This is a genomic window from Pseudarthrobacter sp. Y6 (assembly GCF_050156205.1).
Lineage (GTDB): Bacteria > Actinomycetota > Actinomycetes > Actinomycetales > Micrococcaceae > Arthrobacter.
Genome location: NZ_CP189574.1, coordinates 2,083,329 through 2,105,451 on the forward strand (window position 1 = coordinate 2,083,329; position 22,123 = coordinate 2,105,451).

General features: G+C 65.2%; 27 protein-coding genes. 18 read left to right on the forward strand and 9 right to left on the reverse strand.

The features are described from left to right. Positions 1–42: 42 nt before the first annotated feature. Positions 43–1,515: an MFS transporter gene (locus ACQCSW_RS10000; RefSeq protein WP_426990577.1), complete on the reverse strand. Its 1,473-nt coding sequence runs from the start codon at positions 1,513–1,515 to the stop codon at positions 43–45. Between the two features lie 142 nt (positions 1,516–1,657). Between ACQCSW_RS10000 and ACQCSW_RS10005 the strand changes: the two genes are divergently transcribed. Both ACQCSW_RS10005 and ACQCSW_RS10010 read left to right on the forward strand, forming a co-directional pair. Next, positions 1,658–2,545 (forward strand): helix-turn-helix transcriptional regulator, encoded by an 888-nt coding sequence (locus ACQCSW_RS10005; protein ID WP_426990578.1) that lies wholly within the window; start codon positions 1,658–1,660, stop codon positions 2,543–2,545. 171 nt (positions 2,546–2,716) lie between these two features. Beyond that, positions 2,717–2,944 (forward strand): hypothetical protein, encoded by a 228-nt coding sequence (locus ACQCSW_RS10010; protein WP_426990579.1) that lies wholly within the window; start codon positions 2,717–2,719, stop codon positions 2,942–2,944. Here ACQCSW_RS10010 and ACQCSW_RS10015 read toward each other — a convergent pair. Further along, positions 2,941–4,005, reverse strand: coding sequence for an FAD-dependent oxidoreductase (locus ACQCSW_RS10015; protein WP_426990581.1), 1,065 nt, complete (start codon positions 4,003–4,005; stop codon positions 2,941–2,943). The genes ACQCSW_RS10010 and ACQCSW_RS10015 overlap by 4 nt on opposite strands. 75 nt (positions 4,006–4,080) lie before the next feature. Next, positions 4,081–4,578, reverse strand: coding sequence for a MarR family winged helix-turn-helix transcriptional regulator (locus ACQCSW_RS10020; protein WP_426990582.1), 498 nt, complete (start codon positions 4,576–4,578; stop codon positions 4,081–4,083). A gap of 128 nt (positions 4,579–4,706) precedes the next feature. Here ACQCSW_RS10020 and ribA point away from each other — a divergent pair, with 128 nt between their 5' ends. The 3 genes from ribA to ACQCSW_RS10035 all read left to right on the forward strand — a co-directional run bounded on the left by ribA (position 4,707) and on the right by ACQCSW_RS10035 (position 9,165). Beyond that, positions 4,707–6,581, forward strand: a complete 1,875-nt coding sequence (gene ribA / locus ACQCSW_RS10025; protein ID WP_426990583.1) for a GTP cyclohydrolase II RibA — start codon at positions 4,707–4,709, stop codon at positions 6,579–6,581. A 73-nt stretch (positions 6,582–6,654) separates the two neighbouring features. Beyond that, a complete protein-coding gene (locus ACQCSW_RS10030) occupies positions 6,655–7,632 on the forward strand; it encodes a dienelactone hydrolase family protein (RefSeq protein WP_426990584.1) in 978 nt (325 codons plus the stop codon). A 69-nt stretch (positions 7,633–7,701) separates the two neighbouring features. Beyond that, positions 7,702–9,165, forward strand: a complete 1,464-nt coding sequence (locus tag ACQCSW_RS10035) for a protein adenylyltransferase SelO (protein ID WP_426990585.1) — start codon at positions 7,702–7,704, stop codon at positions 9,163–9,165. Between the two features lie 28 nt (positions 9,166–9,193). Here ACQCSW_RS10035 and ACQCSW_RS10040 read toward each other — a convergent pair whose 3' ends face one another. Beyond that, entirely contained in the window at positions 9,194–9,778 is a 585-nt protein-coding gene (locus ACQCSW_RS10040; RefSeq protein ID WP_354250152.1) for an XRE family transcriptional regulator, read from the reverse strand. A gap of 120 nt (positions 9,779–9,898) precedes the next feature. Between ACQCSW_RS10040 and ACQCSW_RS10045 the strand changes: the two genes are divergently transcribed. The 3 genes from ACQCSW_RS10045 to ACQCSW_RS10055 all read left to right on the forward strand — a co-directional run bounded on the left by ACQCSW_RS10045 (position 9,899) and on the right by ACQCSW_RS10055 (position 13,130). Continuing rightward, positions 9,899–10,969: an NAD(P)/FAD-dependent oxidoreductase gene (locus tag ACQCSW_RS10045; protein ID WP_426990586.1), complete on the forward strand. Its 1,071-nt coding sequence runs from the start codon at positions 9,899–9,901 to the stop codon at positions 10,967–10,969. After that, entirely contained in the window at positions 10,966–11,775 is an 810-nt protein-coding gene (locus ACQCSW_RS10050; RefSeq protein ID WP_426985534.1) for a class I SAM-dependent methyltransferase, read from the forward strand. Before ACQCSW_RS10045 ends, ACQCSW_RS10050 begins: the two co-directional genes overlap by 4 nt. A gap of 83 nt (positions 11,776–11,858) precedes the next feature. Continuing rightward, complete coding sequence (locus tag ACQCSW_RS10055) at positions 11,859–13,130, forward strand: lytic transglycosylase domain-containing protein (protein WP_426985536.1); 1,272 nt, start codon at positions 11,859–11,861, stop codon at positions 13,128–13,130. 23 nt (positions 13,131–13,153) lie between these two features. On the opposite strand, the gene ACQCSW_RS10060 is transcribed toward ACQCSW_RS10055, so the two are convergent. Then, positions 13,154–13,534: a cupin domain-containing protein gene (locus tag ACQCSW_RS10060; RefSeq protein WP_426985538.1), complete on the reverse strand. Its 381-nt coding sequence runs from the start codon at positions 13,532–13,534 to the stop codon at positions 13,154–13,156. Between the two features lie 138 nt (positions 13,535–13,672). Here ACQCSW_RS10060 and ACQCSW_RS10065 point away from each other — a divergent pair, with 138 nt between their 5' ends. Genes ACQCSW_RS10065 through ACQCSW_RS10085 form a run of 5 tightly spaced genes read left to right on the forward strand, consistent with a single transcriptional unit; the run spans position 13,673 to position 15,491 of the window. Beyond that, positions 13,673–14,035, forward strand: a complete 363-nt coding sequence (locus tag ACQCSW_RS10065; protein WP_426985540.1) for a TraR/DksA family transcriptional regulator — start codon at positions 13,673–13,675, stop codon at positions 14,033–14,035. Positions 14,036–14,089: 54 nt separating this feature from the next. After that, positions 14,090–14,464 (forward strand): hypothetical protein, encoded by a 375-nt coding sequence (locus ACQCSW_RS10070; RefSeq protein WP_426985542.1) that lies wholly within the window; start codon positions 14,090–14,092, stop codon positions 14,462–14,464. Next, positions 14,452–14,649 carry a hypothetical protein gene (locus ACQCSW_RS10075; RefSeq protein WP_426985544.1) on the forward strand — a complete coding sequence of 66 codons (198 nt, stop codon included), beginning with the start codon at positions 14,452–14,454 and terminating at the stop codon, positions 14,647–14,649. The genes ACQCSW_RS10070 and ACQCSW_RS10075 overlap by 13 nt, the downstream gene beginning before the upstream one ends. Before the next feature lie 53 nt (positions 14,650–14,702). Then, positions 14,703–14,903 carry a DUF1918 domain-containing protein gene (locus ACQCSW_RS10080; RefSeq protein WP_354250160.1) on the forward strand — a complete coding sequence of 67 codons (201 nt, stop codon included), beginning with the start codon at positions 14,703–14,705 and terminating at the stop codon, positions 14,901–14,903. Positions 14,904–14,954: 51 nt separating this feature from the next. Then, positions 14,955–15,491 (forward strand): NUDIX domain-containing protein, encoded by a 537-nt coding sequence (locus tag ACQCSW_RS10085; protein WP_426985546.1) that lies wholly within the window; start codon positions 14,955–14,957, stop codon positions 15,489–15,491. Positions 15,492–15,505: 14 nt separating this feature from the next. On the opposite strand, the gene ACQCSW_RS10090 is transcribed toward ACQCSW_RS10085, so the two are convergent. Then, positions 15,506–16,021 carry a GNAT family N-acetyltransferase gene (locus ACQCSW_RS10090; RefSeq protein ID WP_426985548.1) on the reverse strand — a complete coding sequence of 172 codons (516 nt, stop codon included), beginning with the start codon at positions 16,019–16,021 and terminating at the stop codon, positions 15,506–15,508. Between the two features lie 180 nt (positions 16,022–16,201). Between ACQCSW_RS10090 and ACQCSW_RS10095 the strand changes: the two genes are divergently transcribed. The 3 genes from ACQCSW_RS10095 to ACQCSW_RS10105 are packed head-to-tail and all read left to right on the forward strand — an operon-like array spanning position 16,202 to position 18,220. Beyond that, positions 16,202–16,870 (forward strand): heme oxygenase (biliverdin-producing), encoded by a 669-nt coding sequence (locus tag ACQCSW_RS10095; RefSeq protein WP_426985550.1) that lies wholly within the window; start codon positions 16,202–16,204, stop codon positions 16,868–16,870. Positions 16,871–16,873: 3 nt separating this feature from the next. After that, a complete protein-coding gene (locus ACQCSW_RS10100) occupies positions 16,874–17,386 on the forward strand; it encodes a DedA family protein (RefSeq protein WP_426985552.1) in 513 nt (170 codons plus the stop codon). A 30-nt stretch (positions 17,387–17,416) separates the two neighbouring features. Continuing rightward, complete coding sequence (locus ACQCSW_RS10105) at positions 17,417–18,220, forward strand: thioesterase family protein (protein ID WP_426990664.1); 804 nt, start codon at positions 17,417–17,419, stop codon at positions 18,218–18,220. A gap of 39 nt (positions 18,221–18,259) precedes the next feature. On the opposite strand, the gene ACQCSW_RS10110 is transcribed toward ACQCSW_RS10105, so the two are convergent. Next, positions 18,260–18,934: an ArsR/SmtB family transcription factor gene (locus tag ACQCSW_RS10110; protein WP_426985554.1), complete on the reverse strand. Its 675-nt coding sequence runs from the start codon at positions 18,932–18,934 to the stop codon at positions 18,260–18,262. Between the two features lie 148 nt (positions 18,935–19,082). Here ACQCSW_RS10110 and ACQCSW_RS10115 point away from each other — a divergent pair, with 148 nt between their 5' ends. Together ACQCSW_RS10115 and ACQCSW_RS10120 are read left to right on the forward strand one after the other, a co-directional pair. After that, positions 19,083–19,649: an OsmC family protein gene (locus tag ACQCSW_RS10115; RefSeq protein ID WP_426985556.1), complete on the forward strand. Its 567-nt coding sequence runs from the start codon at positions 19,083–19,085 to the stop codon at positions 19,647–19,649. A gap of 14 nt (positions 19,650–19,663) precedes the next feature. Further along, entirely contained in the window at positions 19,664–20,461 is a 798-nt protein-coding gene (locus ACQCSW_RS10120; RefSeq protein WP_426985558.1) for a methyltransferase domain-containing protein, read from the forward strand. Between the two features lie 214 nt (positions 20,462–20,675). Here the strand turns inward: ACQCSW_RS10120 and ACQCSW_RS10125 are convergent, their stop codons facing one another. Together ACQCSW_RS10125 and ACQCSW_RS10130 are read right to left on the reverse strand one after the other, a co-directional pair. Next, complete coding sequence (locus ACQCSW_RS10125; protein WP_426985560.1) at positions 20,676–21,071, reverse strand: SulP family inorganic anion transporter; 396 nt, start codon at positions 21,069–21,071, stop codon at positions 20,676–20,678. Between the two features lie 253 nt (positions 21,072–21,324). Continuing rightward, on the reverse strand, positions 21,325–22,029 hold the full coding sequence (locus tag ACQCSW_RS10130) for an endonuclease/exonuclease/phosphatase family protein (RefSeq protein WP_426990665.1): 705 nt from the start codon (positions 22,027–22,029) through the stop codon (positions 21,325–21,327). Between the last annotated feature and the right edge of the window lie 94 nt (positions 22,030–22,123).

The window sequence follows — 22,123 nt, forward strand, 5'->3', positions numbered from 1 at the left end:
CGATGCCCAGGCAGCAGCGAGGAATCGTTGGCGCGCCTGACCCTATTGGGTCGCCGTTGACGGACGCTTCCTGAGGAAAAGGCCGATGAATGCGGCCGTTGCGAGGCAGAGGGCGGCGTTGATCCCTATGGCCGGCAGTACCGCATGCAGTACCTGTTCGGGGGAACCGCCGTTGCCGTGCCGGAGAAGGGATGCGGCGATGATGGTGCTCATGATCGGGATGCCCATGGTGATGCCGATTTGCTGGCTCATGGTTGTCAGTCCGGTGGCAAGGCCCTGTTCGGTGTCGGGGAGACCGGTGGTGGCGGTGACCATGAATCCGACGATGGCTGCGAGGTTGGCGACGCCGCCTATGAATGTGGCGATCAGGACGATGATCAGTGAGTTCTGGCTGGTGTTGATAAAGAGCAGGGAGCCGGTGGCGGCTGCCTGGACGGTAAGGCCGGTAATGATGGTGTTCCTGTTCCCGAGTTTGCCGATGAGTTTCGGGGCGATGATCCCGCCGACGACGGTGCCGATGCCGAGCACAGCGAAGGTCAGTCCCGCCTCGAAGGGTGTGTAGCCGAGGACTTGCTGGAGGTAAAGGGTCAGGACGAACACGAGCGACGTTTCCGTGGCGAACGCCAGGATTCCGGCAATGTTGCCCCATGCGATGTTGTTCCGCCGCAGGATTTTTACAGGAACAAGGGCGTGTACCGTGCCTTTTTCGATGAAGAAGAACACGATGAACAGGACCACTCCGGCTGCCTGTGGTCCCCAGGCCAGCGGATCGGCCCAGCCTTTTCCTCCGGCGGTGGTCAGGCCGAAGACGAGCAGCAGCAGAGCAAGGGTGACGGAGAAGGCCCCGGGGAGATCGAGCCTGGTTCGGTCTCCGCGGGCAGATTCGGTGAGGAGTTTCGGGGCGAGGATAAGGACAAATATAGCGATGGGGACGTTGATGAAGAACGCCCACCGCCAGGACAGCAGGTCGGTCAGGAGTCCGCCGAGGATCGCGCCAGTGGTGAAACCGGCGGCCATGAGGGAGCCGTTCAGCCCCAGGGCTTTGTCCCGCAGGGATCCTTCCGGGAAGGAGGTGGTGAGCAGTGACAGCGCGGCCGGGGTGACGGCCGCGGTGGCGAGACCCTGGGCGACGCGGGCCGTGAGCAGCAGCCCGGGGTCGGTGGCGAGGCCGCCGACGAGGGAGCCGATTCCGAGCAGCGCCATGCCGGCGATGAAGACGCGTTTGCGTCCAAACAGGTCAGCCACCCGGCCGAAGAACAGGGTGAACCCGGCCGCGCACAGGGCGAATGACGTGGCTATCCATTGCAGGTGTTCCAGGGAGAACCCAAGGTCGGCCCCGATCCGGGGTAAGGCGACGTTCAGGATGGAGAAGTCCACGGCCAGGGTGAAGCTGGCGGTCAGCAGCAGGACCATGATCAGCCGCTGTCGCCCGGTGATCCGGGCGGGACCCTGTTCAGGTGACGGTGCTGGTGGTGGTGCGAACGGGGGGAGCCGTGTGGTGTCGTGAGCTGTCATCGCGGACGTTTCCAATCACTAAGTACGTGGGGTGGGTTTTCCTCTCCACCTTGACGACGTCAGGCCGGAACAGCCACGCCGTGTTGTGGGTAGCACTGGCAGTGATACCCACCTTCGCGAATGATCGTGAATACTCACAGGTATGAACCAACCAACGGCCATGGGCGACTTCCTCCGCAAACGACGGGCCGCCCTGACCCCGGCAGACGTCGGGCTGATGGATTATGGCACCCGGCGTGTGCAAGGGCTGCGGCGTGAAGAGGTGGCCATGCTGGCCGGAATGAGCGTGACCTACTACGCCAGGCTGGAACAGGGCCAGCACGTGAACGCCTCGGACACGGTCATCGACGCCCTTGCCCGGGCCCTGGCGCTGACCGAGGTGGAAAGGAAACACCTTTCGGACCTCTCCGGAATCAAACGGCGCAACCCCAAATCGTCCCGGAACCGGCCTGACCATGTGCGGCCCGGAACCAAGCGTTTGGTTGATTCCATGGGCAGTGTTCCGTCGGTGGTGTTGGGCAAATGCACCGATGTCCTAGCCTGGAATCAGGCCGGGCACCGTCTGGTTGCCTCGCACCTGGACTTCGGCGCCCCGGACACTCCGTCCCGTAGGCCGAACATGACCCGGATGCTCTTCCTGGATGACGCCACACGCAGCCTCTACCCGCGCTGGCGCTCCGAGGCCGGCCGCGCCGTCGCGTCCCTGCGGTTGCTCTCCGGACGGTTCGCGGACGACACGGACCTGGCCGCCGTCGTCGGGGAACTGACCCTCAAAAGCCCTGAGTTTGCGACCATGTGGGCAGAACACCCGGTCGAGAACTGCATGTCAGGGCGCAAGACCCTGGACCACCCGCAGCTCGGGTCCCTGGAAGTCTGGTTTGAGGTCCTGACCATGCCGGACGATTCCGGCCACCGGATCCTCACCTACGCCGCAGAACCAGGCAGTGAAGCCGCCGCCGCACTCGCGCGGCTGCAGCGCCCGCCCCTGGCACTGGCCCCCGACCTGGCCGGCATTGGCGAAGCGGTCTGAGGCGGACGTGGACCGCTCACCATTTCAGAGGTCCGGACATCGGCGCCCTGGTGGCGGACGACCCTGTCCACCTGTGACCAGCGCAGTTCCTGCACCGCCAGCTGCAGCGGCCTTTCGCCCAATCGCACCGTGATTTCCTGCCCCCAGGATGCGGTCAGGCGGTCAGATTCCATGCCGTCACCGAATACCACCAACTGGTCGGATGCCACGGTGATCCGGAGCGTTTCACCCGCCTCCAGCACACCCTCGGTCAAGGCGACTCCGGTGATGGGGGAGGGCCACGCCTCACTGACGAACGATGTCCTCCGGCGTCAGCAGGAAGCCGCCCGACAGCAGGCCAGCCAACGCATGCAGTGCTCAATCCACGGCTCATGCGCCCGCGTGACTGACGCCCCTTAGTGACTGCGGAGCGTGGGATCCCGCCGCGGCCTGGGCTTCATCAGCTGGCCGACGGTACCGACCGCGGCGTTGCGGATTCCTGAGCCGGTATCCATCATGGCGAATCGGCCCATGAGTCGTGAGGCAAGCACCAGCCGCTGCGTCCGCGCCCTGCGCTCCTTGTCGAACACGGCAAGACCCGCCTCGATAGAGGAGGCCTGCGCCACGGATCGCCCCAGCGTGGCTCCGTCAACGATGGCCTCGCAGGCGCCTCGCCCAAGGAAGGGCGCCATTGCGTGGGCGGCGTCGCCTACCAACGCTGTCTTCCCGATGATGTACGACGGCAACTTGGGCGCCTCGAAGAGTCCATGATGCAAAATGGCCCCTTCTTCGATCCTGTCTATCAGCTCCTGCACGCCGCGGTGCCAGGACCCGAAATGGTTCACGATGTGGGGCAGGTGGGGTCCATTAAACGTCTGATCGGCGCGGATGCATGCATACCAGTTGGTCGCATGAGGACCTGCCGGTGTGATGCCGAACAGTGCCTCGGGGGCCCAGGTCTCGCCGTATTCGGCTACGGCGCCGTTGACGGTGCCTCGCCATGCGACGGCTCCAAGCGGACGGGCGCGGAACCGGTCACCTAACATCCGCTGTCGGGTGCGGCTGAACGTGCCGTCTGCACCGACCACCAGTTCTGCGTCGTCCAGCTGGCCGGGGTCGACGACCTGCGTGTTGAAGCTGACGTCGATGTCCCGGGCAAGCGCGGCGAGCAACGCGGGCCGGGAGACCAGGTTCAGGTCGGCGCCGCCTGGGGCTGTCACCAACGGCCAGCCGGCCGGCGTCCAGAGTCGGGTTCCTGCGCCGGTAGCAATATGCGCCCAGCCATCAGTGCGGCGTGAGGCGTCAACACCAATGTCGTCGAGAGCCTTCATCGCGGCCGGCCACATACCCAGCATGGTGCCCGACGTCGGCAGGGCCGCAGCCTGCTCCAGTACCGTCACTGACCAGCCGTGACGTTTCAGGGACCGTGCTGTGCTCAGGCCGCCGATTCCCGCGCCGATGATGACCGCTGAATGTCCCACGCCTCAAGGGTACAGACTCCGCCCAGCCGGTCATTCCTCGCGATCGGGTGGACGGGTAAAGAGCCCTGCTCTTTTTCAGGGTGGGGCGCTTTGGCCCAGGCAGCGGTCCTCGGGGTCGATGGCGCCCATGATGCGCTTGCCGATGCTCCCCAGCTGGCGCGACTGCGCCTTGGTGAGGGGATCGAACACGAGGCTGCGGACGGCCTCCACATGTCCCGGAGCGGTTTGCGTGATCTTCTCCCAGCCCTCGTCGGTGAGCGTGGCCAGCGTGATGCGTCCATCGGACGGATCCGTGGAGCGATGCACCCAGCCCCGTTTTTCAAGCCGGCTGACAACCTGGGACAGGCGGGGGAGGCCGGACTCGGTGAATCCCGCGAGGTCGCTCATCCGGCGCGTGCGGGCCGGAGCCTCGGATAGTCCGGCCAGGACCATGTACTCGAAGTGGCTTATCCCGGCGTCCTGCTGCAGTTGGGCGTCCAGGGCGGCGGGCAGCTTCATCATCATGCCCACGAGGGTCAGCCACACTTCGCGTTCATCGCTGCTCAGCCAGCGTGGCTCCTCGGGAATTTCCATAGGGCAAGTCTAAGGCATTTACTTCAAGAGTGAAGTTTTATGTCCAGGACATCACTTGCGTCGTGAACTAATGGCCAGTACTGTTTACTTCAACATTCAAGTACTGCCAGACTTCCTGAGGAGCCCGGATGACCGTCATGTCCGAGACCGTCGCGCGGCCATTCGAACAACCCGCCACTGTCCGCAGCCAGGTCACCGTCCCGTTGCGCTTCCCTGATGGTTTCGCGGCCACCGCCGAGATCATGACGTTCAATGGACTGGCCGACGGTAAAGAGCACCTATTGCTCGCCCTCGGCGCATGGGAGCAAACGCTCCTGAACCAGGGTCCGGACGGCGAGGCGCCGTTGGTCCGGCTCCACAGCGAGTGCCTCACCGGCGACGTATTCGGCAGCGAGCGCTGCGACTGCGGACCCCAGCTGCGCGAGGCAGTCGAGGAGATTGCCGCCGTCGGGGGCTTCCTGCTGTACCTCCGGCAGGAAGGGCGCGGCATCGGCCTGTATTCCAAGCTCGACGCGTATGCCCTGCAGGACACCGGCCTGGATACGTACGAAGCCAACGTGGCCCTGGGCCGCGGCGAGGACGAGCGGGACTACAGCGCCGCCGCCCAGATGCTCGGCGCGCTGGGCGCGGGCCGGATCCGCCTCCTCACCAACAACCCGGACAAGGTGGGGCAGCTGACGGCCCTTGGCGTAGACGTCGCGGAGCAGGTCCCCACCGGAGTGCACCTCTCGGAGGCCAACCACCGCTACCTGGCCGCGAAGCGCAGCCATACAGCGCACACCATCGAGCTGCCCGAAGAGGTGCTCCCGGCCGTGATGCCGACCGCGGCGGCTGTTACCGTCCCGACGCATGACGAGCTGCTGGCCAGGGTGGATGCCCTCGTTCCCCGGCTGCGTGAGCGCGCAGCGGAAACCGAGGAGATCCGCCGCATCCCGGAAGCCACCATGGCTGCACTGAAGGCAGCAGGGGTGTTCCAGATGCTTGCCCCGAAGGCCGTGGGCGGCTTCGGCATGGGGCTGGAAACCTACGTGGAGGTAGTTCGCCGCCTCGCCCAGGGATGTGTCTCCACAGCCTGGAGCGTCGGGCACCTGGTGGAACATGTCTGGATGCTGGCCCGCTGGCCGCAGGAAGCGCAGGACGAAGTGTTCGCCAACGGGCCGGCCCCCTTGGCCGCCGCCACCGGCGCGCCTCCAGGTACAGCAGAGAAGGTTCCCGGCGGTTTCACCATCTCGGGCCGTTGGAGCTTCGCCTCCGGCATCATGCACTCCGAATGGGCACTCCTGGCCGTGCAGCACGCCGACGTCCGCCTGCAGTGCCTGGTCCCGGTGTCCGATCTTGAACTGCTGGACGTGTGGCACACGGCCGGCCTGCGGGGGACCGGGAGCAACGATCTCCGGTCGGAGAATCTCTTTGTCCCGGCGCACCGTGCCCTGGAGTGGAACCTCTTGGCGGCCGCGGACAATCCCGGCAGCCGCATCCACCCGGATCCGAACATCCACATCCCCATGGCCACGTTCCTGAACATGGTTGCTCCGGCCGCCGCTTTGGGAGCCGCTGAGCACGCCCTTGAGGTGTTCCAGGACCTGATGATGATGCGCAAGGTCAAGCAGACAACGCAGGCGCGGCAGGCGGATTCGCCGCTCGCGCAGGCCAGGTTCTCCCAGGCCTACGGACAGGTGGCCACTGCGCGGCTGCACTGGCAGGAAGCGGTCCGGGTAGTGGCCACTTCCTACGGCCGCCGGCCTGTCGCTTTCACTGATGAGGAGCGGGCTCGGTACCGGCTTTCGCTTGGTCTCAGCGGCGCGGCGTCGGCCGAGGCTGTCCGCCTCATCCTGACGGGCTCCGGAGGGAGTGTGCACCGGCTGACGCACCCCCTTCAGCGGATCCAGCGCGATGTCAACGTGCTGCTCAACCACGCCTCGCTGACCATGGATCCGATCCTGGAACAGGCTGGCCGCGGACTTCTGGACCTCGGGTTTTCCATCCCGGCCGAGCAGTTCTAACCCAGGGCTGGGGACACCTTGCAGGATGGCCGGCTTCGGAGAAGGATATGAGCCTCACCCGAGGAGGCCATCTATGGTCCAGCTTGGAACGTTTGAACGGTACCTGATCGAGGAATTCTTCGACGACTACCGCGCCGGCGCAATGACGCACCGCACCTTCACCCGCCGGGTCGCATTCATCATGGGAAGCATGACGGCGGCATCTGCCGCGATGCTGCTCGTGGGATGCACGCCCGAGGAAGTCCCACGCAGCACCGACCCCATGCCCACGCCCACCCCGTCATCGTCGACGGCGGGCACGGGCACCGCTTCTGCCGGGGCTGTGCCGGGTGCCAAGAGTCCGCTGTCCGTCCCGGAGGGCGCCGCGGGGCTTACGACGGCGACCGTCCGGTTCGCCGCCGACGGAACCGATATCAGTGGTTACCTCGCCCGGCCTGAATCCGGCGCAGCCGGCCCGGCGGTGCTGGTCTGCCACGAGAACCGCGGCCTGACCCCTCACATCCAGGACGTTGCCCGCCGCTTTGCCAAGGCCGGGTATGCGGCGTTGGCCCTTGACCTGCTGAGCAGGGAAGGGGGCACCGGCAGCCTGGACACCGACGCCGTATCCGGTGCCCTGACCCGGGCAGGAGCACAACGCCATGTTGCTGACTTCGCCGCCGCCTTTGACTACCTTCAGGCCCAGGACTTCGTGGACTCCGGACGCATCGCCATGAACGGGTACTGTTTCGGCGGCGGCATTACCTGGCAGGCGGCAACCGAGCTGGCCGGGCTGAAGGCCACCGCCGCGTTCTATGGGCCAGCGCCGGACCTGAACAAGGTGCCGGCCATCAAAGCAGCGGCGTTCGGGGTCTATGCCGAACTCGACCAGCGGATCACCGGCGCCATGCCGGGCCTCCGCGATGCCTTGGACGCCGCCACCGTGACGCATCAGCTCACCGTTTACCCCGGCGTGGACCATGCCTTCCACAACGACACCGGCGAGCGCTACAACGAAACCCAGGCCACGGCTGCTTGGAACGACACCCTCACCTGGTTCGGACAGTACGTCTGAGACAGCACGTCTGAGACAGCACCTCTGATCTGCCGCGGTACGGGCGGTTGCCACGGGTAGTCTTGAAGGATGAGCACCGCAATCCCATTAACGCTCTCCTTCGACGGGCGTTTCGCCCGGGAACTTGAGGAGTTGGCGGTTCCGTGGCAGGCGGAGGAAGCACCTGACCCGCAGCTGCTGGTCCTGAACGAGCCGTTGGCCAGCGAGCTGGGCCTGGACCCGGCCTCGCTGCTCACGCCCGACGGGACACGGTTGCTCATCGGAAACCAGATTCCTGAAGGTGCCACACCGGTGGCCCAGGCCTATGCCGGGCACCAGTTCGGCGGCTACTCGCCCCTGCTCGGCGACGGTCGGGCCCTGCTGCTGGGTGAGGTCACAGACATCCACGGGCAGCTGCGGGACATCCACCTCAAGGGCTCCGGCCGGACACCGTTCGCCCGCGCAGGTGATGGTCTCGCCGTCGTCGGTCCCATGCTGCGCGAGTACGTCGTCAGCGAGGCCATGCACGCCATGGGCATCCCCACCACGAGGTCCCTCGCCGTGGTGGCCACGGGCCGGCCCGTCCGCCGCGAAACCATGCTGCCCGGGGCTGTGCTCACCCGGGTGGCGAGCAGCCACCTGCGCGTCGGCAGCTTCCAGTTTGCCCGCGTCAACGGCGACGCGGACCTTCTCCGCCGCCTGGCCGATCATGCCATCAGCCGCCATTACCCGGACGCGGCGCAGGCCGACAAGCCCTATCTCGCGTTCTTCGATGCGGTCATAGCCGCCCAGGCGTCCCTGCTGGCGCAATGGATGCTGGTGGGCTTCGTCCACGGCGTGATGAACACCGACAACATGACCATCTCCGGCGAGACCATCGACTACGGTCCGTGTGCGTTTATGGACGCCTTCAACCCCGCTTCGGTCTATAGCTCCATCGACGCGGACGGACGCTACGCCTACGCCAACCAGCCGGTCATTGCCGAGTGGAACCTCACCCGGCTCGCCGAAGCACTCCTGCCCCTGCTCCATGAAGACCAGGATCAGGCCGTGGCGCTCGCTGTGGAATCCCTCGGCGCCTTCCGCGTGCTGTACAGCGCTGCCTGGTCAGCCGGCATGAAGGCCAAGCTTGGGCTGCGCTCGGACACGCACGACGACGTCGCGTCGCCCTTGGTGGACGGCGTGCTGGCGCTGCTCCGGGAAGGCCAGGTTGATTACACGTCGTTCTTCCGGAGCCTCGGCTCGGCGGCCCGCGGCACGCCGGAAACTGCGCGGTCCATGTTTGCGGACCCCGGAGCCTTCGACGCCTGGGCCGGACTGTGGCTGGCGCTGAAACCGGACGCGGACCTGATGGACCGCGTCAACCCCGTCTACATCCCCAGGAACCACCTGGTTGAAGAGGCTCTTGACGCTGCTATTGCAGGCGACCTGGACCCCTTCAGCCGGTTGATGGCCGTCCTGGCCGATCCCTACACGCCGCGCCCCGGCCTGGAACATTACGCCGGCCCCGCCCCTGAAGACTTCGGGAACTACCGGACCTTCTGCGGGACCTAAGCGAGCCAGCTGATGGAGTGGACTTCGGCTACGAGGTCTTGGGCCGCGCCCGTACGTGCATCCGCTCTCCCTGCTGTCCAAACAGGCTGATGAACTCGACGGGTTTTCCGTCGGCGCTGGCGAACCAGTGCGGGGTGTGCGTGTCGAATTCCGCGGCCTCGCCAGGGCGGAGTTCGAAATCCTTGTCACCCAGCACCAAACGCAGCCGTCCGTTGAGGATGTAAAGCCATTCGTAGCCCTCGTGAACGCGGGGATCAGGCTCGGCGCCGCGGGCACCGCCGTCGAGCACCATCTTGAACGCCTGCAATCCGCCCGAGCGGCGTGTCAGGGGAACAGCAGTCATCCCGGCATGGGTGATGGGGCGGATGTGGATTCTGGGATCCCCGGTGGGCGGGGCGCCCACCAGATCATCGAGGGGAACCCCGTACAACCTCGCGAGGGGCAGCAGGATTTCGAGGTTTGGCCTGCGCTGGCCGGATTCAAGGCGGGACAGTGTGCTCACCGATACACCGGAGGCAGAGGACACATCTCCGAGTGTGAGGTTCCGTTCCGTACGGAGCGCCCGAAGCCGGGGGCCCACCGCCCCGAGAACGTCATCAAGTTCATTTGCCATACCGTCATTTTGCCATAACAGCAACAATGTTTGCCAAAACCTTTTCGTGCGGCGGATGCTGGTTTAACCGCCTCCGGACGTTGGCGGCGAACTTTCAGGACGCAACGAAGGACAACAAACATGGACTCCGCACACTATGACGTTGTGATCATTGGCGGCGGCGCCGCGGGACTCAGCGCGGCCACAACACTGGCCCGGGCGCTGCGCTCGGTGCTGGTCATCGATTCCGGAACTCCCCGCAACGCACCAGCGGCGGGTGTCCACGGTTATCTTTCCAGGGACGGTATGAACCCCCGGGAGCTCCTGACCATCGGACGCAGCGAAGTGCTCTCCTACGGAGGAACGGTCATTGACGGCGAAGCGGTCTCGGCACGGCGAACCCCCTACGGATTTGAAGTTGTTCTCGCAGATACCCGCCGGTTCTCCGCCAGACGCCTCCTCGTCACCACCGGCCTGACAGACGAGCTACCTCCCATCGACGGGCTGCGGAAGCAATGGGGAAAGGGCGTGGTGCACTGCCCCTACTGCCATGGCTGGGAAATCCGTGGGCAACGGATTGGCGTGCTGGGCACGGGCCCGCTATCCGTCCACCAGGCACTGTTGTTTAGGCAGTGGTCCCGGGACATCACCCTTTTTCTCAACGACACCGTGGAACCCACCGACGAGGAGTGGGACAAGCTCGCCGCCCGGTCCGTAATGGTCGTAGACGGCACCGTGGCCTCTGTGGACGCTGTCGGTGGTGTCCTCACGGGGCTCACGCTCCGCCAGGGCTCCTCGTTCGACGTACAGACCCTCGCTGTCGGGACACGGGTAGAGGCCAGATCCGCGCTTCTGGAATCACTCGGGGTAAGTTCTCAGTTGCACCCGTCGGGGGCCGGACGGTTTATCGAGACCGACGCTATGGGTGCGACGGCCGTCCGCGGCGTCTATGCGGCGGGCAATGTCTCCAATTTAACCGCTCAGGTGATCACCGCGGCGGCCGAAGGTGTCATGACCGGCGCAAGGATCAACGCGGACCTCATAGAAGAGGAAACACGACGGGCCGTCGAAGGGCACTTCGGCCCCTTCGCGGCCGCTTCGGAAGCAGCCGTTTCCAAGATCGTTCTGGGTCACCGACGCCATGGCCTTGATGATTTGCAGAAACCCGCCGACATGGGCACTACGACTACAGCACAAAGGGAATCAGCATGAACCACCAGCACCACCAGCGACCTGGCAGTCATGACCAGCACCGCTTCCTCGACCTCGACGCCGAAGTGTTCGGCGACCACCTCGCAGCCGTCCTGGACTTGACAGGGGTGCCAACTGCGCGCAGCGTCGTTGACCTAGGCGCCGGCACCGGCGCAGGTAGCCGGCTGCTGCGCGAGCGGTACCCCGACGCCACGGTCACGGGCATCGACAACGACCCGCAGATGCTCGAGCTGCTTCGCAAGCTGGGCTTCGCCGTGATCGAGGCCGACCTCGACGACGGCTTCCCTACGCTTGCCGGCTCCTTGATCACGGCGGATGCAGCGACCGAGGCGCCGGTTGACCTGGTGTGGGCATCGTCCTCGCTACACCACGTCGCCCACCCCGCCCAGCTCCTCTCGGGGGTCCGTCGGGCGCTGTCGCCGGGTGGGGTCTTGGTCGTCGTCGAGCTCGCCGCTCTGCCCCGCTTCCTAAGCCATCCGAGCGGAGCGCTGTTGGAGCAGCGCTGCCACGCCGCTGCAGCAGCCGAGGGGTGGAACCACCACCCGAACTGGACGCCGGTCATCGAGGCCGCCGGGTTCAGCGTCACCCAGTCCGAAGTCACAACCATCGCACCCGTGACCCCGGCCGCACGGGAGTACGCCCAGCAGTGGTTCGCGCGCTTCTCACACCTGGCAGCCCTGACCGCGGACGACCGCGACGCCGTGAAAGACCTACGGGAGCGGATTTCCGACGGCATCGAGCTGGAACCCCGCGCCACCCGGACAGTCTGGGTGGCCACCCCCAACGCGTCACAGGAGCAGTACTGAGACGGTAACGATGTTGCTGGTCAGGCCCCGTAATCCGTATATGCCCGGTAAGCTCACCAACTATGTCCCGGATTGTTCAAAAAATGCGGCTGCCGGCCTTCGCGGGCATGCTGGCGGTCGTCCTCGTGGGGTCGGCTGCGCTGCTTCCCTCACATGCTGGCGACGACGCGCCGCCGGGCGGCTATCCCTCGTGGCAGGACGTGCAGAACGCCAAGCAAAGCGAGGCCGGAAAAGCGGTAGAGGTCACCAGGATCAACGGGCTGCTGGGCGGGCTCCAGACCGAAGCGGAGGCGCTGGGCAATGCGGCCGTGACGTCCGCCGCGGAGTATGCCCTGGCCGACGCGGCGCTTCAGGCCGCCACTTCCACCGTGGACGCACTCACCGCCCAGACCGCACGCGCCGCGGCCGAACTGGGACAGTACAAAAAGGAAATCGGCGCCCTGGCGGCCCAGTCGTACAAGACCGGTGGCACCAACATGGGTTTCTTCGTTGCCCTCGACGCAGTACAGACCAACAGCATTCAAGGCCTGAATATCGTCCAGATCGTCAGCGACAAGACCGCTTCCCTGGTGAACAAATCCGCAGCCGCCGAACGCACTTCCCGCGCCCTCGCCGACCAGGAACAGGCAGCCAAAGCGGAAAGGGAGCGCCTTGCCGTCGAGGCCAAAGCCAAGCTCGACGCCGCCCAGTCCGCCCAGCAGGCCATGTCCCGGCAGATTGCGGAGCAGCAGGAGCACGGCCAGGAACTGACCGCGCAGTTGGCCTCCCTCAAGGGCACCACCGCTGCGGTGGAGGGGGAGTTCCGGCAGGGCCAGGCGGCCTTGGCCGCGTACGAGACAGCGCAGGCCGCCAAGCGCGCCGCTGCCCAGGAACAGGCCCGCCAACAGGCGGAAGCGGCAGCCAAGGCAGCCGCCCTCGCCGCCGCGCAGAAACCGGCTCCGGCCCCACCTGCTGTACCGGGAGTGCCAGCACCCGCTCCTGTCCCGAGCCCGACGCCGGCCCCGCCGCCCGTCGTCGTCGTGCCGTCCGTGCCGGGCGGCGCCGTGAACGACCCCGCCGGCGCAAAAAACTACGCGGCCGGGCAGTTGGCTGCCTACGGCTGGGGCCAGGACCAGTTCCAGTGCCTGGCGTCACTGTGGACCAAGGAGTCCAACTGGCTGACCACCGCCACCAACCCCTACTCGGGCGCATACGGCATCGCCCAGGCGCTGCCGGCCAGTAAGTACGCGACGGCCGGCAGCGACTGGCTCACCAGTTACCGGACCCAGGTCAATTGGGGACTGTCCTATATCGCGGACCGCTACAGGTCACCATGCGGCGCGTGGAACCATTCCGTGGCCAACAACTGGTACTGACCTGTTCTGGGACGGCCGCTGGGTCACGTTCCCGGGGCTTTGGCGAATTCCGCTGCGCTGAGGAATTCAATGCCGACGAAGGGCTGATCTCCCTCCACCCACGCGTCATGTCCTGGCGGAATGGTGTAGGAGTCGCCGCCACTGATGCTGATCCGGTTGCCGTCCGTGGTTTCGACGCTGAGGGCGCCGGAAACGCAGAATCCGACGTGGTTGTTCTGGCATGAATCGGTCTGGACCACCGGCTTGATGCAGTCGGACCAGCGCCAGCCGGGACTGAATGTCATCCGGCCTATCGTGTAGTCACCCACCTTGACGATGTCGACTTCAGTCTTGTCCGGGCGGCGCTTCTCATCTGGCGTGTTGTGGGATTTGACTTCCAGCTGGGTGACTATGTTCGTAGGCATAACACGCAGACTTTCTCTGTGGAGTTTGTGTCCATCAGCTGTCTGTCCCTGGCTGCCAGACGGCATATGAGGCGCTTACGATTGCCAGCATCCTCCACTGGCCGCACTTGTCGAGACCCAAACCATTAAGCTTTTCCCATGTCCGATTTTGAACGGTTCCGGCTCCTGCTGGAAGAAGAGCGCACCCGGAAACTCGCCCTCCTCCCGGCCCTCCGAGCGGACATTTCCTCCGCCAATGCCGCCCGCCAGGATTCCAACGTGGATGACGAACACGACCCCGAGGGTTCCACCATTGCGTTCGAGCTGTCGCAGGCATCGGCGCTCCTGCAGCAGAGCAGTTCGGGCCTTGAACAGGTGGACGCGGCCCTGAAGCGGATTGCGGCGGGCACCTACGGTACGTGCGCCGTGTGCGGGGATCCCATCGCGGAGGGACGGCTCGAAGCCCGCCCGTCGACCGCGTTTTGCATACTCCACGCCGCCGGCGGCCGGCAGGGACGGTAACTGCGCCGTGAACTCAAGTGCCGTGACCCAAGTCGCAGCGAACGGGAGGGTGCAGTGAACGAGCGCGGGCAGGAGGCTGCCGGCTTCATCGACGCCACCCTGCAGAACGAGGGCACCTGGTACCGGGCGGAAGACGTGGAGTCCCGGGTGGGCGGGGCACTTGGGTCCTATGGATCATCGGTGGGAGCCGTACGTGGCACCGTCCGCGATGCCGGCAGGAAGTTTAAGGACCTTGACCATGATGAGGTGACCTCTTTGGCGTCGCTCCTTTGGGGCCGTCCCGGTCCGGGCAGACGGCCGATCTATGAGCGACGGCTGGCTGCCGTTGTGTTGCTGCAGTCCCGGGTGGCCCTCCTCCGTCACACTGACCTGACGCGGCTGGAGGGCTTATCAGATCCGCGCAGACCGGTGAGCTGGTGGACCCCCTGATTGCCGACGTTGTGGTTCCGTTGCTGCAGGGTCTGGGCGAAAGCGACCGCCCGCGCGCCGACGTCGTCATCTCCCGCTGGCACCAGGACCCCGACGACGCGCTCCGCCATGCTGCCCGGCTCATCGCGCCTCAGGGAACTGACCTGCAGCGCATTTCCGGGAACCGCGGCCGGGGACGCGGCTGACCCCTGTTCCCTGGTCCCCGTCAGTCGTACTCTGGGCCTTGGAGGTGATTGCCATGGAGGCAATGCAGGGCGACAGGATCATCGTCCGGGGGAGGACCGTCGGATCTACGGACCGGCACGGGGTGATCGTTGAAGTCCGCGGTCAGGAAGGTCATCCGCCCTACTTGGTCCGATTCGACGACGGACACGAAACCGTCATGTACCCCGGCGGTGATTTCGCCGTCGAACGCGGTCACGGGGGACAAACGGGCTGACGCGCCCCGGGATGCGCGTCAGGGCCATCGGGCACCTGTCAGACTGAAAGAATGGATCACTTCTTGGCTGCCACGTCCCCTGATGCGAGCCTCATGTTTCCGCCGGTCCGGTCCGGTCCGCGGGACCCCGGTGACGCCTGGGTGGAGGGCGGCCGCGGCAAGTTCTGGGGCAGGTTCGGTGCCGCCGGCGTCTTGGCCTATGATCCCGGCAAGGGTGTTCTCCTGCAGCACCGCGCCCTGTGGAGCCACAACGGTGGTACCTGGGGACTGCCCGGCGGAGCATTGCACGAGGGCGAGGACGCCGTCACCGGGGCACTCCGCGAGGCGCACGAGGAAGCTGCGGTGCCGGCCGCGGACGTGAGCGTCCTCTTCACGTCTGTGCTGGACATTGGCTACTGGTCCTACACCACCGTTATTGTGCTGGTGACCGCGCCTTTTGAGCCCGTGATCAGCGATCCGGAAAGTCTCGAACTCCAGTGGGTTCCGTTGGATGCGGTGGACCTGAAGGAGCTCCATCCCGGTTTCGCAGCATCGTGGCCGGACCTGCGGACGCGCATGCTTGGGCTTTCTGCCGAGCGGAGCCAGTAGAGATGTTCCGCTAGTCACTTTCCGGCCGCGTTGTTGGGTCCAGGGCGTTGAATAATCCAGTGGCTCACTGTGTTGTCGGAAGAAGATGTTTCCATCATTCCGAGTTTGGCTGCTACCTGCATGGACAGTTGGTTACTTGAGTCGATCGTCGCGGAAATTTCATGGAGCGTGGAGATTTTGAAGACGTAGGCGAGCATTTCCCGCCCGATTTCGGTTGCGTAGCCTTTATCCCAGGACTTCTGGTGGAAGACATAAACCAATTCATCAAAGTCCTGGTCCGGAGCCCTTACGACGCCGCAGTAGCCTACAAAGGCGCCCGTGGACCGCTCGAAAATGGCTGACGTGCCATATCCACGTGTCGCGTACTTTTCCTGACATACGTCTATCCAGTGAGCGACTTCCGTACGCCCCAGCGTTTTACCGTCGCCGACAAGCCGCATGACCTCGGCGTCCCCGCAAAGTGCTGCGAAGCCGTCAAGATCTGCGTTTTCAAAATGGCGCGCCATCAATCTGTCCGTCTCAAACAACATGGTGAAACCCTAGCGGCCGCACCCGCGCAGCGTTGACGAGCCACGGTACTGCGATGTCGAACCCTGCGGCCCTGCCGCCTACTGAATTTTGCCGACAGACCGTCAGTCTATTAGGTTAGTCTTACCTAAGTGCGGTGCGCCATGATGGTGTTCCGACCCCTGCTGCGCGTGAGGAAGAACATGACCGCACCGCTCTCCGTGTTGCTCAAACAGTCCACCAGTGCGGCCCACGAAGAGGCCGAGTCGTCCCCGTTTATGGGTGACCTGCTCGAGGGCCGGCTGGACGCAACCGTCGTCGCTGCCCTCACTACCCAGCTGTACACGGTGTACGGTGCCATGGAGTCGGTGGCGCGGCCCGAGTACGGTTCCGATCCGCTGCTGGCAGGGTTCCTGGACCCCGCCCTGGAACGGACGGCTGCCCTCGAGGCGGACATGGTGTTCCACTACGGTGCCGGCTGGCGGGCCCGGCTGGCGGACGGCCGGATTGTCACCGTCCCCGCCACCACGGCTTACGCCACCCTGATCCGCGAACACCACAGTGCCGAGTTCATGCTCGCCAACCACTACGTCCGGCTGCTCGGGGACCTGTCAGGCGGGCAGATCATCCACCGCCTGGTCCAGCGGCACTACGGAATCCCGGACGACGGACTGAACTTCTACCTCTTTCCCGGCATCGGGAAAATGAAGCAGTACAAGGACGGCTACCGGCTCCGGCTGGACGCCCTGGCGCTGGACACGGACCGGACCGAGGCGGTGCTCGCCCACGCCGCCCACGCCTTCCGGCTCAACGGCGACATCTTCGCGGACCTGCAGTCCGCCGTCGGGGCCCGTCCGCAGCCTGCGGCGTGACCCATGGACCAGTTCCTGGATCTGCCTTTCGGCGTGGCGGCGGCCAGCCTGTTCGCCATTGTTATGCTGCGCGTCAATGCAACGTACTGGATCGGCCGGGGAGCGGCAGCAGGCGTGGAACACACGCGGTTCGCGTCGTCCTGGAACGGCCGGCGTGCCGTCCAGGCGAAAGAGCTGGTCCGCCGGTGGGGACCGTTCGCCGTGACGCTTTCGTTCCTGACCATCGGCCTGCAGACCGCCGTCAACCTCGCCGCCGGTGCTGCGAAGATGCCGTTGCGGCGCTACCTTCCCGCCGCCGTCGCCGGATCCATCCTCTGGGCACTGATCTACGCCACCATCGGGCTCGCCGCCGTGGAAGCGTGGCTGGCTTGGGCGGCCGGCTCCCCGTGGGGGATTGTTGTGCTGGCCGCCGCGGCGGCCGGACTCATCGCGTGGCTGCTGGTACGACGGCGGCGCCGGTCGCGGGGGAGCACTGCTGAGCAGGCGGAGGCGGGCACAGCGGATAAGGTGGGCTGAGTCCCACAAGAACAAGCGAAAGGGTCAATGTTGACTGCTGCACTCCCGGAACTGGCCGATGGCGATTTCTACTACCAGGCGCAGGGCGGCGGCCAATTCCGCTCCACCATCCACGCCCAAGGGGCCTGGAACGAGCACGAACAGCACATGGCGCCGGCCTCCGGCCTGATGGCGGACAGCCTGGAGCGCCACGAACCCCGCGACGACATGCGCATGGCCCGGCTGAGCTACGAGATCCTGGGCCTGATCCCCGGTGGCGGCTTCCACATCGAAACCACCACCGTCCGTCCGGGCCGGACCATCGAGCTCCTGCAGGCAGAACTGGTTGCCAACGGCCGGGTGGCCATCCGCGCCACCGCGTGGCGGATGATCACCAGCGACACGGCCGCCGTTGCCGCCGTCGAGGACACTGCCATACCGGCGCCGGATGAATGCAAACCGCTCGACGGCCCTGCCATCTGGCCAGGCGGATACATCCGGTCCCTGGAGATGCGCGTGGCCGAGGGCCACCGGCCCGGCGCGGGCATCGTCTGGCTCCGCACCCAGCACCCCCTGACGGATAAAGCCGACAGCGGCGACCTGGCCCGGCTGATGGGGCTCGTTGACACAGCCAACGGGATCGCGGCCAGGGTCCCCCCGGGCAAAGACAGCTATGCCTTCCCCAACCTGGACCTGCAGATCCACATGTACCGCAGGCCCGAGGGCGAATGGCTGGGCCTGGACAACGCCGTCTCGTTCGGAACCGACGGGATTGGCCTCACGTCCACCGTCCTGCACGATCTCCAGGGCCCCTTCGGCCGTGCTGAGCAGATCCTGACGCTGCGCCTGAGCTAACCTCAGAACAGCGACCCTCTCCGCCCGCACAGCCGGATGCTATTCCTGCCACGGGGCCGCCTCCACCGGGAGCCCGGCAGCAGCCCACTCCGGGTAGCCGCCTTCCAGGCGTGTGGCCGGGATCCCTTCCAGGCGGAGCATTTGTACGGCTTCGTTTGCGAACACACAGTAAGGGCCCCGGCAATAGGCAACAACCTGGCGGTCATCGGGGAGATTTCTCAGTCTCGCCGCCAGGTCCTTGAGCGGAACGGACAGCGCTCCTGCGATATGCCCGGACTGGAACTCCGGTTCCGGCCGCACATCGAGGACCACAACATCGCCGGCGGACATCCGCTCGCGGAGTTCATCCTGCGTCAGGGTGTCCAGGGCGGAACGGTCGCCAAGATAGGCCGTGGCAAGTTTATCGAGTTCCGCCACATGCTCTGCAGCCACATTGCGGATGGCTGCCCAAAGTTCGGCCACCGATGATCCGCTAAGCCGGTAGTAGATCCGGGTTCCCTGGCGCCTGCTGCGCACCAGCCCTGACCGCTGAAGGTGCTGGAGGTGCTGTGAGGTGTTGGCTACACTCTGCCCGATCTCTTGAGCGAGTTCGTCCACCGGGCGTTCGCCCTGGGCAAGGACGTCCACCAGTTCGGCGCGCCGGCCGCTGCCAAGCACCTTGGCCACCGAGGAAAATGCGTCAAAGAGTGCGTCCTTGGCTTTCCTGCTGCTCACCGGAGCCTCCCCTCATCGCACCTATTCAAGTAAGTACTTGACAATTTATCCCGTCCAGGTGTGCAATTCAAGTAGTCAAGTGATTGCTTGATTATAGCTGTGAGGACCCGCTCCGGATCCGCCAAAAATCGGAAAGAGGCGAATTGGGATGGGAGATGTAGCCGCCATCCGAAATGGAATTGACGTAGACCGGCTGGTGGGGACGATAGGGGCAATTCAATCGGATCCTGCTCTGGCGAGTTTCACCTTCAAGGCAACCACAACCTGGCTTGATGGGACGCACAACACCGGCAACATTCTCGGGTTTACGCATGCAGGCGAGCCCGACACCGGCCGGACCGGCAGCTTCGTCCTCGAAGGCGATGAGCCGCCCGTGCTGCTCGGCAACAACGCCGGGCCCAACGCCGTCGAGCTCCTGCTGCAGGCGCTGGGCTTCTGCTACTCCGTGGGCTACGCGGCAAACGCGGCTGCCCAGGGCATTGAAATCCGCTCGCTGGAATTCCAGGTGGAGGGCGACCTGGACGCCCGTCCGTTCTTGGGCCTGGACGGTCCGCGGCCGGGATTCACCGCGATACGCGCAACAGCCCGGGTCTCCAGCCCGAATGCGACCCCGGAGCAGCTGCAGGCGTTGTGCCGTTACGTCCAGGACACTTCGCCCGTCCGCGACTGCCTGGCCAATCCGGTCCCGGTACACACCACGCTCGAAATCGCCTGACGGAAGGCCGGGCCATGGATACGGAAACGGTTGAAGTAGACCGCCGCGAACTCGAGGAAAAGGTCAAGCAGGTCTACCGCGCGGTGGCCCTGAACCCCACCGGCAGCTACCACTTCAAAATGGGGCGGGGGCTTGCCGAGCAGCTGGGCTACCCGCCCCAGCTCCTGGACACCATTCCTGCTGGCGCCCTCGAATCGTTTGCCGGCGTTGGATACTTCTTCGACCTGGCGGATCTAATCCCCGGCGAGAAGGTCCTGGACCTCGGTTCCGGCTCCGGGACCGACGTCTTTTCCGCCGCCGCTATGGTTGGCACCACGGGGCGCGTCGTTGGCCTTGATATGACTGAAGAGCAGCTGGACAAGGCTGAACGACTGCGGAACGCCGGCGGCTACCCGCATGTCACCTTTACCAAGGGCCGCATCGAAGGCCTCCCGTTTGCGGACGGCAGTTTTGACTGCGTCATCTCCAACGGCGTCATAAACCTGTCCCCGGACAAGCCGTCGGTATTTCGGGAAGCGGCCCGTGTGCTGCGGCCTGGCGGGCGTCTGGCAATCGCCGACATTGTCACTGCCGTACCGCTCACCGCGAAAATTGTCTGCAACACCGACCTCTGGGCCGCCTGCATTGGAGGTGCTGCCCAAACGGACAGCTACCAGGAGACTATCGCTGGCGCCGGCTTCACCATCGAGACCAGCAGGGCAAACAGCTACGAATTTATCTCCGACAGGGCACAGGCAGCGACGGCTAAATATGGGGTTTCCAGCGTTTCATTCCTGGCGAGAAAGGGTGCATTGGACCCAGCGCCGAAATGACCCGATGATGCGTGGGGGACCGTCGGGGCCCCGCGTCGCCGAGAAGGCATCGCGAGTTCGGTGCGGTACGGATCCCAGACACGCTGGCCAGCACGCAGGATAAAGGCCAAAAGGGACAAGCCAATAGCCAGGGCATTTCCCTGCAGGACACCTATGAACGACGACGCTGCCACGATCACCACGGCGGCGAGCGTGGCGGTGGGCAGGAAGGCGGTTACCCGCGGTGTGGCCACCATAAAGGAAGAACCAGCAGTGCAGCCACCACCCCGCTCAGCTGGGTCCGCGCGCCGGCGTCGAGCACGCGATGAACTCCCGCGCACGGGAAGCCGCCGAGCATGCCACTGGCAACATTGGCGACGCCCAGCGCTGCCATCTCCTGTTCGCCGCTTACCTTTTGCCCGCGGCTCCCTGCGAGGCTTTTGGACAGTGTGGAAGTGTCTGCGAAGGCGATCGGCGCAATTTTCTGCGGCCGGCGCGATAAGCGCCAGAGCGTCGTCCACGCTGACGCCGCCCAGGGCCGGGGACGGCAATCCCGACGGCAAAGCGCCCACCACCGGCAGTTCAGCGGTCGGATTGAGGGCGGCGACCGCAGCGACGGATGCAGCGGCAATCAGGAAAAACGCCGATCAGGATGGACAGCAAGCCGGCCAAAGCCACCGCGTGGGCAGGTTCCTGTCCTGCCGCGGGGAGGCCAGCAGCCTCTGTATAGGCCATTCCCGCCGGAGTCAGGGCCGCACTCAGCGCCGCCCCGGCCACCAGAGCCGACCTTAGCCAGAACAGTTTGTAGCCTCGCGCCACGCGAACGCCCGGTATCGCCTTGCTGATCCGGTCGTGCCGCACTCAGGCCTCCAACTCACGTGCAATCAGGGATGAGGCGGTCCCTGGGCCGGCGTCGATTCCTGGCCATATTCGGCTGTTACCAGGATGGGCAGATGGTCGGAAGCGCCGCGGGGCAGCGTTTCCACGTTCTCGATGTTCAGGCCCAGGGATGTGGCGAAGTCGAAGTGGCCCTTAAAAACCTTGTATCGGGTGTACGTCCTGCGGTCGCTGAGAGAGAGTTCGTAACCGGAATTCTTCATGTGTTCGTTGAGGTTCTTCGTGAAGAACGGGTAGTTGAAGTCACCCACCATCAGGGTCATCAGGCCCGTCCCCATGCCCAGCAGTTCCTTGTGCGCAGCGTGGATCTGGTTGCGCCGCAGCGAGTTGGTGGCGGTCAGCGGAGCGGCATGGAATGAGGCAATGACGACTTCGTGATCGGTTTCGTTGTCCCGCACGCGCGTGCCAATGAGGCGCTCATGTGCGGGTGCCAGGACCATGTCGTGCAAAGACTTCTTGAGCGCAAAGGTTTTGGTGCCGTGCGAAGTGAATCGGTCAGGCCGGTAGTAGATGGCCAGCCCCAGCCGGTTCCCTTTAGTCGAATCGGCCAGTTGCAGCTGACCCAGCGTGTCCGGCAGGTCAGTGGTGTCACACTCCTGCAGACACAGGGCATCGACGCCGAAGTCCTGGGCCAGGGCGACCAGTTCCCCGCTGGCCTTGTGCTTGCGGAGGTTGTAGCTAATGACTCGTATCAGTGGATTGCCTCTCCTGAGGGAGTGTCGGGGTGCAGCCAGTTCCTGAGTTTAGCCACCCGGCGGGGGACGGCACGTAATAGTCCGTTCGTGT

Bases quoted from the DNA above. Each gene is read 5' to 3' on its own strand.
- ACQCSW_RS10085 (WP_426985546.1), top strand. From the start codon at position 14,955: ATGGATCACTTCTTGGCTGCCACGTCCCCTGATGCGAGCCTCATGTTT.
- ACQCSW_RS10040 (WP_354250152.1), bottom strand. From the start codon at position 9,778: ATGGCAAATGAACTTGATGACGTTCTCGGGGCGGTGGGCCCCCGGCTT.
- ACQCSW_RS10120 (WP_426985558.1), top strand. From the start codon at position 19,664: ATGGATACGGAAACGGTTGAAGTAGACCGCCGCGAACTCGAGGAAAAG.
- ACQCSW_RS10100 (WP_426985552.1), top strand. From the start codon at position 16,874: ATGGACCAGTTCCTGGATCTGCCTTTCGGCGTGGCGGCGGCCAGCCTG.
- ACQCSW_RS10045 (WP_426990586.1), top strand. From the start codon at position 9,899: ATGGACTCCGCACACTATGACGTTGTGATCATTGGCGGCGGCGCCGCG.
- ACQCSW_RS10050 (WP_426985534.1), top strand. From the start codon at position 10,966: ATGAACCACCAGCACCACCAGCGACCTGGCAGTCATGACCAGCACCGC.
- ACQCSW_RS10010 (WP_426990579.1), top strand. From the start codon at position 2,717: ATGCCGTCACCGAATACCACCAACTGGTCGGATGCCACGGTGATCCGG.
- ACQCSW_RS10090 (WP_426985548.1), bottom strand. From the start codon at position 16,021: ATGTTGTTTGAGACGGACAGATTGATGGCGCGCCATTTTGAAAACGCA.
- ACQCSW_RS10115 (WP_426985556.1), top strand. From the start codon at position 19,083: ATGGGAGATGTAGCCGCCATCCGAAATGGAATTGACGTAGACCGGCTG.
- ACQCSW_RS10065 (WP_426985540.1), top strand. From the start codon at position 13,673: ATGTCCGATTTTGAACGGTTCCGGCTCCTGCTGGAAGAAGAGCGCACC.
- ACQCSW_RS10055 (WP_426985536.1), top strand. From the start codon at position 11,859: ATGCGGCTGCCGGCCTTCGCGGGCATGCTGGCGGTCGTCCTCGTGGGG.
- ACQCSW_RS10030 (WP_426990584.1), top strand. From the start codon at position 6,655: ATGGTCCAGCTTGGAACGTTTGAACGGTACCTGATCGAGGAATTCTTC.
- ACQCSW_RS10020 (WP_426990582.1), bottom strand. From the start codon at position 4,578: ATGGAAATTCCCGAGGAGCCACGCTGGCTGAGCAGCGATGAACGCGAA.
- ACQCSW_RS10035 (WP_426990585.1), top strand. From the start codon at position 7,702: ATGAGCACCGCAATCCCATTAACGCTCTCCTTCGACGGGCGTTTCGCC.
- ACQCSW_RS10060 (WP_426985538.1), bottom strand. From the start codon at position 13,534: ATGCCTACGAACATAGTCACCCAGCTGGAAGTCAAATCCCACAACACG.
- ribA (WP_426990583.1), top strand. From the start codon at position 4,707: ATGACCGTCATGTCCGAGACCGTCGCGCGGCCATTCGAACAACCCGCC.
- ACQCSW_RS10005 (WP_426990578.1), top strand. From the start codon at position 1,658: ATGAACCAACCAACGGCCATGGGCGACTTCCTCCGCAAACGACGGGCC.
- ACQCSW_RS10095 (WP_426985550.1), top strand. From the start codon at position 16,202: ATGACCGCACCGCTCTCCGTGTTGCTCAAACAGTCCACCAGTGCGGCC.
- ACQCSW_RS10080 (WP_354250160.1), top strand. From the start codon at position 14,703: ATGGAGGCAATGCAGGGCGACAGGATCATCGTCCGGGGGAGGACCGTC.
- ACQCSW_RS10000 (WP_426990577.1), bottom strand. From the start codon at position 1,515: ATGACAGCTCACGACACCACACGGCTCCCCCCGTTCGCACCACCACCA.